Origin of the sequence: Belliella marina, assembly GCF_042682445.1 — a bacterium.
GTDB classification, from domain to species: Bacteria; Bacteroidota; Bacteroidia; order Cytophagales; family Cyclobacteriaceae; genus Belliella; species Belliella marina.
Genome location: NZ_JBHUHR010000022.1, coordinates 14,906 through 28,831, shown reverse-complemented (window position 1 = coordinate 28,831; position 13,926 = coordinate 14,906). Strand labels below are relative to the sequence as shown.

The 13,926-nt window shown below is 42.5% G+C and carries 3 protein-coding genes; 2 read left to right on the top strand and 1 reads right to left on the bottom strand.

Annotation, left to right across the window (positions count from 1 at the left end; translation table 11 throughout):
- Nucleotides 1-622: 622 nt before the first annotated feature.
- Both ACFSKL_RS07670 and ACFSKL_RS07665 read left to right on the top strand, forming a co-directional pair.
- On the top strand, nucleotides 623-2,563 hold the full coding sequence (locus ACFSKL_RS07670; protein ID WP_376885017.1) for a sensor histidine kinase: 1,941 nt from the start codon (nucleotides 623-625) through the stop codon (nucleotides 2,561-2,563).
- A 305-nt stretch (nucleotides 2,564-2,868) separates the two neighbouring features.
- Nucleotides 2,869-4,689, top strand: a complete 1,821-nt coding sequence (locus ACFSKL_RS07665; RefSeq protein WP_376885014.1) for a sensor histidine kinase — start codon at nucleotides 2,869-2,871, stop codon at nucleotides 4,687-4,689.
- Nucleotides 4,690-5,043: 354 nt separating this feature from the next.
- Here ACFSKL_RS07665 and ACFSKL_RS07660 read toward each other — a convergent pair whose 3' ends face one another.
- A complete protein-coding gene (locus ACFSKL_RS07660; RefSeq protein WP_376885012.1) occupies nucleotides 5,044-13,923 on the bottom strand; it encodes a DUF8202 domain-containing protein in 8,880 nt (2,959 codons plus the stop codon).
- Nucleotides 13,924-13,926: the final 3 nt, after the last annotated feature.

The following is a 13,926-nucleotide window of genomic DNA, read 5'->3' as shown; positions in this document are numbered from 1 at the left end:
GAATCCTTGAAAGTAAAACACATGACCCACTCCTTGTCGATTTAGCAATGATTAATAGTTATTCAACATTACTGATGACCGTTTCACCTTTATCTTAAATAAAGTGAATAATTTCTTATTTTGGACCTACAACAGTTAGTAATTAACAAATACTTGTTATGCTATTTTCGTCATTTAGTATTAACTTGTTAATGTATAAATGTTCAGACTCTACCATACACAGTAAATTGCCTCCATCTGGGGCAATATCTTTTCGAGTAAAATATTTGTACACTTTGCTCAGAACCTGCCAATAAAGTGTGAAGTTTCGAAAAAAAAACAAAAAATAGGAATTTATCAGGATTTTCCAGAACTTAATATAGGACAAGTATGAGGAATTATGCAAAAGAACCCAAAAGGATATATTCCACCCATGGAATGTACCCCCACTAGTTATCCTGCTCCAGATTTGATACTGATTTATACTATCAAGTATATCTCAAAAAAACAGCATGCCGTAGACCGCCTGCTTTATTTTAGTGCTCAATATGCTCTAATTGATGGGGAGACACTCTTATAACAGAGTCTATCTGCGAATCCTTTGTCCCAAATCAACCATAACCTAACTGATTCCAATCAACTTATGCGTACCAGACTCCACCCACAGCCGGTTTGCTTGATTTTTGTATTCACTTTTCTTTTCCTACTGGTACATCAAGGACAATTTCTCTACGCCCAATCTCCTACCCGGGCCCAAGAGGAGTTTGACAAGTTGGCCAAAGCCTACCACTCAAACAAGATATCAGCACGACAGTATTTTGTCAAGGCAGATTCATTAACCAATCAACTGTTGACTGAGGGGAAGTATTTTGAGCCCCAAGAACTGGTGAATCTGCTGGAATCGTACGAGAAAATAGCTTGGAGCAAAGATGAATATGGGCACGCTCGGTCAAACTACTTTATATGCTTTCTTAACAATGCCCGTCTATTTGAGAAAAATGGGGCATCCATGTACTACGCTGAAAAAGCAGCCCGGGAGTACGAAAAAAGTAGAGGCACCCATTCCCTCCTTGAAGCACAGCAGAAATGCTATATCTACATGGAACAAAGAAACTATGGGAAAGTCATTTCTGTCTTCAACCAAGAACAGGAACACCTCCAAAAACTCCCAGTATTGCTCAAAAATAACCTTATTGACTATCCATCAGGGATTGATGCTATATACATATTGTCTCCTGCCATCACTTCTTTTATCAAAACCAATGATACCACAGCAATATACCAAACTGCCCAATTGGCCGAAGAAATAGGAACAGCTCTGGTGGAAAAATACCCGATTAACGATTTTCATATGCTATATAATGATTTTTTCCAATTGGAAATAAAGCACGCTATAGCCCTTTTTGAAAAAGACCAGAGTAAAGTAGGTACTTTGTTAGATGGCATGGACTCCCTGAGAACTGTGTACAGAGATTTGTCAACAGATTTCATCAGTTCGAACCTTATACCTTGGCGCATTGATCACTATTTCAACTTAAATAATCCTGACAGCGTCGAATATTACATTAGGTTATACGAAAGCCTTCCTCTCTTTGAGAAATCCACACCTGCAAAAATCACTGAAAATAAAAGCAAACTTCATTTGCTGAGGGGAAACATAGCTGAAGCGTACAGTCTGTTGGCTGATGCAATTGAAAGAGAAAGGGATGTCCAGGCTCTATTGAATGAAGAGGTGGATGAGCTGCTCTATGCATATACCGCTGCAGAGCACAGTGACATAGCATTTCAAAGAGCTGAAAAAGAAAAGCAACAACGTACCGTCTGGCTTTTTGCCATTTCTCTCGCAGCTGTGCTTATCGTGTTGGGAATTTACCTGATGATGCGTTATCGCAGCAGAAAAGCAAGACAGCAGATTGAAGAGCTAAACAACGCAGCCAACATCCAGATCATAGCCTTGGAGGAGATGAAACATGAAGCGGTACGGGAAGAACAGCGGCGGCTCGGTCAGGATCTACATGACGGCCTGTCCTCTTCCATTGCCAGCATCAAGCATCAATTGGAAGTGCTTTCTTTAGACACTGAAGATCCAATACTGAAAAAGAAACTGGCAGCAATGCAATCACAGATAACAAATGCCTACGAAATAGCCAGGGACAAGAGCCATGAATGGTTCAATACTGATGGAGGGCAGCAAGGGCAAACTTTTGAGCAACAGATCAAATTGCTGATTGATTCCGCCTTGCCTGACTCCCATTATCAGAAAGATATCCACATAGACGAAGGAGCCCTTCAGCATATCCCCATAGATACCCGGATAGCTTTATTTCGGATCATCCAGGAGGCAATCACCAATATCATCAAACATGCAAAAGCTAATCGTGTAAGCATTTTGCTCTATGAAGAAGCGGACAGTCTCATGCTGGCAATCAAAGATAACGGAACTGGCCTTAAAAATAAAAAGTCTGCTTTGGGAAGCTCCTCGATGGGTCTGAAATCCATCAAACGCCGTGTCCAATATCTGAATGGGAAGATGGAAATAAACTTCGGCTCAAAAGGTACCGAATTGGCTATATCAATACCATGACCATCAAAATGACACTGATATATTTGTCGCATTATATGCTATTCCGCAAGAATGGAAGGATAACTAAACTACTATCGGCTAAAGACCGATAGGTTTGGTTTCGCTTAAAGGCGACTAAAATGCAACCGAGACTTAGTGTTCTTTGTGAAAAACTTGGGGATCTTTGTGGTTATAATTTTTACCACAGAGTTCACAAAGAAAAAAACACTAAAGTCTTTGCCTAAAGGCGATGGATTTTCCCCCAGATTGATACATTAACATGATACCTTTAGTCAAAAAACAACTTAGCAAAGCTTCAACTAAACATGCTCTTTCCCAAAATCATCCTCTCTTTTCTCCTGCTCGTTTTATCCTACATTTGCTGCACCCCAAGCTACGGACAAATCCAGCAGATCAACCAAGAACTGAATAAGTTATCCTCAATCAAGGACAGCGTCAGTAAGGTCAACACGCTGAACCGGTTGGGGACACTTTACCGCACCAGAAATGCAGATAGTTGCTTTTACTACGGAATGGAAGCCAAGCGTGTGGCCACCAATATAAAGTATCGTCAAGGTCAAACAGCCGCAGACCATGTGATCGCTTTTGCGCTTTTTAAGAAAGGACTTTATGCAGAGTCGCTGGAGCTGCTTGGCAAAATATTACCCTACTACCAAAAACTCGATGATCCCGAAAATATTGTCCGTGTATATTTGGATATGGTCGAAGTCGAGAACAAAGGCATTTCTGATAGACCCAAGATTATATCGCTCCTGCAAAAAGCCATTCAAACAGGAAAAAAACTCGAAAAGGACAGCATTATGGCTGAAGTTTATATAAGCTATCTCAACAGAGGACCTGACCTTTCTGAAGACAGTGTTCGTTACTACCTCAACAAATCAAGAGAAATTGCAAGACGCTATAACGATGAAAGTTTACTGATTTTCAACCAGCTCTGGCAAGCAAGTCTATTGATTTCAAATGACCGAAAGGAAGAAGCATTGCCTCTCATACAACAATCTCTTGCCGCAGCAAAGCATATTGGCAATGCAAATTTGGAGTTCAATTCACTCGTTGCTCTGTATAATTATGAAGACGACTTTCAAAAAGAGCTTGAACACCTTTATCAAGAGTATGAAGTGGTAAAGAAAAGTGGGGACAAATATTTAGAAATCTACATTCTAAATAATGCTTTGGATATTGCTAAACACCTTGGCGACAAAGACGAGCTCATCAAAATCTATGTGGAATTGGAAAAGGCCATGTCGGCAGACTGGGAAAAGTCGAGAAAGTTTATGGGTGATTATGTAAAGTATAATGATATAGAAGATGACAATAGGCTATTGGCTGAGGAAAATAAGAGGCGAACCTTGTGGGTAGTCATCATTTCATTTATGGCATTGATCTCCTTAATGACTATTTACTTAATCATGCTCCGCAGAAGTCGAAAGGCAAAGGAACAAATCGGGGCACTCAATGAAACAGCCAACATGCAGATTATCGCCATGGAGGAGGCAAAACACGAAGCGGTGCGGGAAGAACAGCGGCGGCTCGGTCAGGATCTGCATGACGGACTGTCCTCTTCCATCGCCAGCATCAAGCATCAATTGGAAGTGCTTTCTTTAGACACTGAAGATCCAATACTGAAAAAGAAACTGGCAGCAATGCAATCACAGATAACAAATGCCTACGAAATAGCCAGGAACAAGAGCCATGAATGGTTCAATACTGATGGAGGGCAGCAAGGGCAAACTTTTGAGCAACAGATCAGATTATTAATTGATTCTGCCTTGCCTGACTCCCATTATCAGAAAGATATCCACATAGACGAGGGAGCCCTTCAGCATATCCCCATAGATACCCGGATAGCTTTATTCCGGATCATCCAGGAGGCAATCACCAATATCATCAAACATGCCAAAGCTAATCGTGTAAGTATTTTGCTCTATGAAGAAGCGGGCAGTCTTATGCTGGCAATCAATGATGATGGAATTGGCCTTAAAAACAAAAAGTCCGATTTGGGAAGCTCCTCGATGGGTTTGAAATCCATCAAACGCCGTGTACAATATCTGAATGGGAAGATGGAAATAAACTTCGGCTCACAAGGTACCGAATTGGCCATATCTATCCCTATATCATCAAAATGACACCAACAAGTACGTACAGCCTTTTTGGATTTGAGTGTGCTGTCAAACTTCTTTGTTATTGATGCTTAACTTCCCCTGTTGATTTTTGGTAGTTGAAAATTTTCAATTTCTTTACTTCGAAAGTCTGTGACAGGGAAATCGCTCTTAATAATTTCAAAGCGAGAAACCCTTCGGGATCTGTCCAATTTAGGTAGATTGGTCTGTGGGGACACAGACCAAGGTTTAAACTCTCGATGATTTTTTGGGTAAAAGCGATTTTCCTGAAGACAAGAATCTTACCGGCAAATAAAAAAAGGCCATCCGATACAGATGGCCTTTAATAAATCTAAAAGTTAGGGATCTTAAATATGATTATCAATCATTACAACTCCTCACGATGCAATTCCAATCGGTTCCATTATACAGCTTGATACATTCTTCATCGGTATCATACACCAACATTCCTTCTACGGCATCAAGGGCATCGATTTGCACAGTGGTCAATCGGGTAATTACAAAGCCCTTATTTTCCGATTCGATGGCAATGAAACCATTCGGGATATTTGCAGGCCAGTTTGCCGGCATTCCAATTCTGTCAGAAACCCCTACCCTGGTAAACTCTGCTGGTGTTCCATCTGCGCCGGGTTGGGTACAGAAGGTATCCGGACAAGGCACGATGTTCAACCCACTTCCACGTCCATAGATATAGGTAACGCCAACAACCGATTGGGTCGCTATGATGGTGTTAGGCGCTCCATCATTCCATGTGATGGCATTAAAGCTATTACCGTTACTCAATTCCAACAGATGCAGCTCACCACCTGAAGTCTTGCTGCCATACATACTGACATCACCATTAGGGGCAATAACAACTCGGATAAGTGGCGCGGAGGCCGTACCCTTCAACTGCCATATTGGAGCAGTATTGGTTTCATATTCGTCACCATCAGCGAACTGTACATTGATGCCGCTTGTCCCGGCAGACTGGAACTCAATCTCCTGTGTAGCCAGCTGTACCCCGTTGATTTCCATATTGAAGGAATTGTCTAAGGCATGAATATCAAACTGGAAACCATAATTGGTAGCTGGTTGGTTGAATGTGATCGGAACTCCACCATCGGAAGAAAACGTATTCCCTTCCACTTCTTCCGTACAAAGCTCAGGATCAACACCAAGACAAGCTTCTAAGATGATCACATTGGACAGCATCGATGGGTTTTCTACAGAACAGATATTGTCCGGATCCACAATCAACTCAAAGAAGCTTGAAGCGTCAGCTTCATCCGTGAATATCTCGTTGGTAATATCCAGTGTCACGGTAATGGAACTTTCACCGGTCGGGATTACCAAATCATCGATCTCGATGTAGGATTCTCCGATAGGATCAAACCCGAGTACACCCGAGGTTCCATTGTTGAAGGTAACGGAAGTGATATCCTGTCCAAGATCATAATACACTTTCAATATTGCTCCGGTGATTTCTGGATCTTGGTTGTCAAAATTTAAGGTATAAGTTACCTGATCTCCCTCGGCCAGACAGGTAGCATCTACTTCATAGAGGAAGTTTAAATCCGGCGCCGTGAAGCTGCTCGCCTCAAAACCTATTGTACTAAACTCATCTCCTGAAGGGTTTACACTACTATATGAATTGCTAGTTTCTGTTATCGTATAGTCACTTGAAGTATTGTAAGCTGTGGTCGTACCATCCGTGCTTCGTACATTGATGTACAGGTAATTGGTACCAGGCATCAATTCCAGTCCATTCAAGGTAAAGGTATTGGCATTGTATGTATATGCTGGAGGTGTTTCGAACTCAGAATCGTTATAGGTATCTTCTACAAACTCCAGTCCCGAAGGTAAGGTTTGTGTGATATCGATCGTTTGAGGTTCGCAATTATTGTTGATAAAGCGCATACGCATCGTAGTCTCAAGACAAGTTGGCACATCTTCACTGTTAGCGAAATCCTGTACCATGTACACATTATCCGCATTTGGTGGAAGAGAGATCAAACACTCGAAAGTAATATCCCCAATATCCAACGAACGAAGTGTCTGTCGTGCATTGACTCTTTCCACATCAAAGACAATCTCAATACGTTCAATTGCCCTTTCGAAGTGTACATTTGCGGTCGAATGCAGGTACGAAAGCCCTCTATAACGCTTATTACCAATCACTTGATTCCCCTGAATCTCATAAGTGGTTCTACTGCTCGGATTGGCCGCATTGGTAATTTTTGGCAATACCTCAATGTCATCGCAGTCGTAACCTATAATGGTAAACTTACTGGCATTCCTCAGATAAGTATTGATGTTGGAAATTTGGAAGCTCGCACCAGCCACCGTCTGGTTGAGGTTGATGCTGTGGACTACTTCCACATTCTGATTGTCCCTTCTTCTGGACAAGAACCATCTGCCATAAGGACGAGGGTGAGAATCTGGGCGATATTCTATTCCAGCAGGGAAATCCGCCGACATATCCACAATCAAATCGCCTTGGTCGGTAGTTCCGATGATTTCTGGATCCATCACGTTGTTTATGCGTTCCAATGAGGTATTCCAGCTGTTCCCAGTCTTGAATACAAAGGTACCTCCTGTACACACATCACAGTCACTAGGTGGTTCGATACAAGTACAAGCACCCAAAACCACCTCATTGGAAGTCATTGGCAACTCCTCTGCACAAGGATTATCAGGGTCAACAATCAATTCAAATACACTGGAGACAAAATCCTCATCAGTAAATATTTCATTGGTAATATCCAGGACCACCGTAATGGAACTTTGACCAGCTGGAATAACCAAATCATCTATTTCTATATAAGAATCCCCAACTGGATCAAATCCAAGTGTTCCTGATGTACCATTATTGAAATCAACAGAAACAATCTCCTGACCTATATCATAGTAAACTTTAAGGCTTGCCCCTGTGATTTCTGGATCATGGTTGTCAAAGTTCAAAGTATAAGTCACTTGACCTCCTTCATCCACACAAGTAGCATCCACTTCATAGAGTAAATCCAAATCTGGTTCCGTAAAGTTGCTTGCCACAAAGCCGACTGTGCTGAATTCTCCTGCTGCCGGGTTGATACTACTATATGAATTGCTTGTTTCTGTTACTGTATAATCACTGGATGTATTATACACTGTCGTAGTACCATCCGTGCTTCTGACATTGATATAAAGGAAGGTAGTTCCAGATGGCAACTCCAGCCCATTGAGTGTAAAGGTATTGGCATCAAAGGTATACGGTGTCGGTGAACCAAATTCCGAATCATTGTAAGTATCATCCACAAACTCCAATCCAGAAGGCAGCGACTGGGAAATATCCAAGGTTCTTGTATCACAATTACTGTTGATAAAACGCATACGCATAGTTGTCTCAATACAGCTAGGCACGTCTTCGCTTTGTGTGAAGTCCTGTATCATCGTCACATTATCCACAGTTGGTGGTAGCGGAATAGCACACTCAAAGCTAATGTCTCCTATATCCAAAGATCTGAGGGTTTGTCGGGCATTGACCCGCTCCACATCAAAAATGATTTCAATACGTTCTATCGGTCTGTTGAAACGCACATTGGCTGTGGAGTGCAGGAAGGTAAGTCCCCTATAACGCTTGGTCCCAATCACTTGATTCCCCTGGATTTCATAGGTAGTTGCGTTGGAAGGATTTGCAGCGTTTGTAATTTTTGGCATCACCACATTGTCATCACAATCATAGCCTATGACGGTAAACTTATTGGCATTGTTCAGGTAGGTATTGATATTGGATATCTGGAAACTCGCACCTGCCACAGTTTGGTTTAGGCTTATATTATGACTTACCTCCACATTTTGGTTGTCCCTTCTTCTGGACAAGAACCATCTACCATAGCGACGAGGGTAAGCATTTGGACGATATTCTATTCCCGCAGGGAAATCTGCCGACATATTCACGATTAAATCGCCCAAATCGGTGGAACCGATGGTTTCCGGATCCATTACATTGTTCTGGCGCTCTAATGCGGTATTCCAACTCGCACCGGTTTTGAACACAAAGGTCCCTCCTGTACATACGTCACAATCACTTGGGGAAACTATCCCAGCAAAGGTCATATACTTAACCCCTTCGGTAAACAGGAAGTTGAAAGAAGCTGTACCTCCTGTATAAGAAGCCGCTGGCAATCTGACAAGGTTAGTGCTGAAATTTTCATCATCGGCTACCCATATTTCTATACTGGAATTGAAGGTATAGTCATTCAGATCAGCCTGCAACCAAATTGGTTCAGGATTACCTGTGGTCTCTACGCGCCACACCTTATTGGCTCTCGTAATGGCAGGATCCAATGGAAGTCCTGTACAGGGATCTGTATCGGCCTCGGTTTCCCCAGTAACGGCATTGTCGCCAAACATAATAAATGTGTGGTCTTCACCGAACGCTGTTCTTTCCGTGTTGGTATTCGGAGCGGTGAAGTCATTAGTGGTCGCCACAATCAACATGCCCTTTGCAGCAGGATTAACCGAAGTTGAAACCTTTTGGCTGAGTAAACCAATATCATCACGTGCGATACCAAAGACGTTGTTGTTGAATTCAGTACTATTCACACCATCCCAGACCGTTTCTTCCGTTGAGGATAAGTAATTCAGCGATTCTAATCGAGAAAGTGTGATACCATACTTAATAGCAAGATATGAGTCCACCCTTCTTCTTTCCGTTTCAGTTAAATTGCCATGACCATAGATAATGGTTTCACCAAGGTGTCCTGTAAATCCACCATTATCACTTCCATTACTGGAGAAGCGGGTATCACCAAAAGCGTGACCCCCGTTCATAAAACCTCTGGCACCATGTGTTCCATTGGCACCATTTGTATTTCCGTTGAGTCCTTTTGAAAGTGTTAAATCTGTAAAAGTTTGGTACATAATACTCGGAATGGTAGTCGAATAAGTAATACCCCCCGGGTTTGCTAAATAGCGTGCACCATAGCTGTTGTTAACCCTTTCTAATCTTTGGTCTGCATTCAGACCAATACCATCCCACCTGGAAATACTTCCAGCAGGTAAATTATTATCCACTAATGAGCTAAATATTCTACCATTACTTCCGGGATTTATAATACCTTCTTTAGTCAATGTTATAATGTCAAACTCTAAATCATATATTGTTTGAACATTAATATTTCCTAAACTTTGATTGCCCGCAGTAAAGTTGATACCAGCATTAAAGTTAAAATAGTCGACGTCTCCTTCTATAAACTTTGGAAAGGCGTTAGTTCCCAATTGAGAAACTACAGTTCCTGTAAATACATCTGTCCAAGAAGTAACATCAGAGCCAACACCAGTGTTTTCAGCATCAATATCAGCTCTGTACCAATAAGACAGATTATTGACAACCCCACCTGGACCAACTCCATAGGCCGCAAAAGTGAAGTAGTCTCCATCATTGAATGTAATGCTTGCAGTATTGTAATCCTGTCCATTGATGCTTATCACATCTTCCATTGGGACAAAATCATCTGTATCATCAAATATTTCGTCTGTTGAACGCACTAGATACATATTTGACAATCCTACCGGCCAAGCTAACGTAACCGTGCCTACATTATTTGTATTTTGTACTTTCCAAACAGCTTCAAAACGCAAATTTGTTTCACCGTTAGTACCTGCTGTATAAACCAGTGGGATGATCAAGCTTTGTCTTTCGTTATTATCACCTACTATCAAGAACTGTCCGTCTGTCAATGAGTTAGTGTTTTCCAAATTGCTTTCAGCCAAAGACGTTCCTGCTCCGATTATCAGTCTCTGACTTGGGTTGGCACTTTTTGATTGCTTTTGATGCAATGCCGAAGCAAAATCATTGGCGATACCAAATACATTGTTGTGATATGTGGCATTATTAGTACCATCCCAAATTACAGTACTTGAAGAAGACAGATAGTTGAAGGTGCCTGTTTCAAAATCATCCTCCCGCAAGGTCACACCATACTTGATCCCCATATAACTATCTACCCTATCTTTCTCATTCCCATCCAAATCTCTACTATAATATACGGTTTCACCTATATTCCCGTCATAAGCCCCATAGTTAGTATCTTGACCAATTCTATAATGATTGGTGCTTAAACTAATATTACTTACCGTATTAAAAGTTTCTACAAAGCCGTTGTATCTCGTGCTAAACAACAAGTTTGAAGCGGTGCTTCCTGCCCCATTTAACCATGAAGCTCCCATAATATTTGGAATTTCACTTGCGATGGGGTTTGACAATTCCGGAGTGAAATTGTTGTGGTAGATTAAGTAATTATTCCCGGCCATTCTATGCCAACCAGGATAATCCATGGTAACATCCATACCAAGAATTCCTGAGCCATAACCAACAGTATTATCCCTGCCTGTAAAATATAAGGTCCCTTCAGTTTTTGGTGTAGAGATAGGGAAAGTATATGACAACCATTGAACCGACGAACGGGTAAACCTCACAGACGGATTGAAATTGAGCATTACTTCTGGGGTATAAATTGGTCTTCGGGCTGCCGTTGGCTGACTAAAGTCAATCCCGGAGCTGTTGAATTCACTCCATTGCTCAATTGTCTGACCAGAAGCTGCCAGAGTTACACCTGCGTCGGTATAGACAAATGCATCTGCCCTGTGCCAAGCTTCAAGGCCTGCCCCAACTCCACCCGGTGCATGTGTATATCCAGCAAAAGTGAAGAAATCTCCATCACTGAATGTAATGGTTGCGGTATTGTAACCCTGCCCATTGATGCTTACCACATCGTCCATTGGGATAAAGTCATCTGAATCATCAAATGTTTCATCTATTGACCGAACCAAATACATATTGCCAACTCCCACCGGCCAAGCAACAGTTACTGTGCCAACATTAGCTGTGTTTTGCACCTTCCAAATGGATTCAAAGCGGAAATTGGTCTCACCATTGCTTCCTGCCAAATAAGCCAATGGAACACTCAATCCCTGCATCAAGCCATTATCACCTGTCATTAGGAATTGTCCTTCTGTAAGATCATTGGTATTGTCGGCATTGTTGTCAAAAAGGGAATTTCCTGCTCCGATAATTAGTTCTTGACCTTCATTGATACTTTTGGCCTGACGCTGGGTCAACCCGCTGACGGCATTGAACCCGAGACCAAAGATGTTTTCTGTATAGCCCGTGTTGGCTGTAAGGCTGAATACCACATCTGAATCTGAATTCAAATAGTCTTCGCTCAAGGTAACACCGTTCTTGATAGCTAAGTACGAGTTTACCCTCGATTGTTCGTTAGGAGTAAGTGCCCGGCTATACCAAATCACTTCCATGATATCGCCAGGGAAAACGCCGGCTCCTGTTCCAAACGTACTATAGCCTACTCTTAAATAAGGGCCGTTAAACTGAAACAGGTTGGAATTATTGTATGTAAAGCCTTCATAGGCACCGTTTAACCCCAAGGTAAGTTCACCTCCTGAGAAGCTTGACCCACCTCCGTTGGCGATGGAGTTGTCTGCCACGGCGGAGAAAAGATTGGTTGTGTTAATCGTAAACGGTGTACTGAATACCTCTGAGGTTGTTGTCGCATCAAAATCATAAAAGCGTGGGGTTCCGGCCGATGATGCAAGAGATGGGTTTGACCCATACGTTGTACCGCCAGTAGTACCCATACCAGTGATACGACCTGTTCCGGTTGAAGTGGGTCTTACCGAAGAGAACATAGAATATGACGTGGTATTATCTCCACCACCCGGATTCAACAAGGTATTGCTATTATAGAAATTCTTCGAAGTTGTATAATCTGTGGTATATGGATGGAAGTTATGTGCTCCATCGGCAGTAGACAATGCCCAGGTACCCAAGGCAGGGATGTCGTCTGCATTTGTCGAATGGTCTTGCCAGGCAGTAGCAATATCTCCTGCCATATCTGATCTCACCCAAAAACCCTGTCCGGCAACGCCACCCGGAGCCATCATATATCCGGCAAAGGTGAAATAGTCTCCATCATTGAAAGTGACTGTTGCTGTATTATAATCAACGCCATTAACTGTAACCACATTCGTCATCGGAATAAATTCGTCCGTTGCGTCTATTGTTGCATCCGTAGATCGTACCAGGTGTAAATTAGTAATCCCCGCAGGCCAGGCCACGGTTACTTGTCCTACTCCGTTGGTATTTTGTGCTTTCCAAATGGCTCCAAAACGAAAGTTGGTTTCGCCACCCGGAGCATTGTGTGTTAGTGATTCTGCTAATTGCTTTTGCAACCCATTATCTCCCCATACCAAAAACTGACCATCAACAAGATCATTTGTATTGCCTGCATTGGTATCAAACAAACTGCTCCCATTGCTTATCAACACTTGATTTCCTGTATTTTGGGACATCGCTTGCTTTTGGTGCAATCCTGATGCATCATCCCTTCCTATTCCGGAAATATTGTTGTTGTAAGTAGCGTCACTATAAAGAACATTGTCATTGGCATCGACATAGTCGCCTTGCTTGGAAATGCCATACTTTAGCGCAAGATACGTTTCTACTTTGTTGTATTCTGCAGGATCGTGCTTCCCGGAAAAAACTACCACTTCTGCCACATCCCCGCTCCAGAAAACACTATTTGCCCCTGAAGAGCCTATCCTAAAGGCCGCATTATTGGCATATGTCGGGCTTACATTGGTTGCATTGATGACCTCCGCCAGGCTTTGGGCAGCGATATAATTCCTACCGGTAGCACCTCCTCCATCATACCCTGTCCTTACCAAATTCAAGCCTTGGTTCGGTTGTGTGATATCCCAATTAGGCGGAGCAGGAACCATGGCAGTGCCTGTATTGTTTGCAAATGTCACAACACCTCGAGTTGCAATGGTTCCGGTGGTAGCCTGTTGACCACTGTGAAAGCCTGTAGCATCATTGGATGCGCCGATACCAAATACTGCTCTGTTGGCAGTAGCTGCATTGTTTTTAGCAACATAGTAGTATGTAGTGGGGGTGGTATTTCCTACCGGCCAAAGGATCTTGGGTGTGAGATTGTTGAACTGGTGAGCAGTAACCCCGCCAAAAGAAGCTACCGGATTGAAGTTGATCAAAGACTCGCCAACGGGTGCTGAGGTTCTTTCCAGGTTATAAGCATTGCCTGATTGGTCTGCCCAGAAAGTTCCCGCCAATCCTACATCCCCCTTGTACCAAGCGGCCAAACCGGTGGATACACCCCCGGGGGACTGCCCGAAAGCCGAAGTTAGCACGGAAAAAAACAGCGCTGTAACAAATCCAATTTTCAAGTTGTATAATTTTTTCATGCT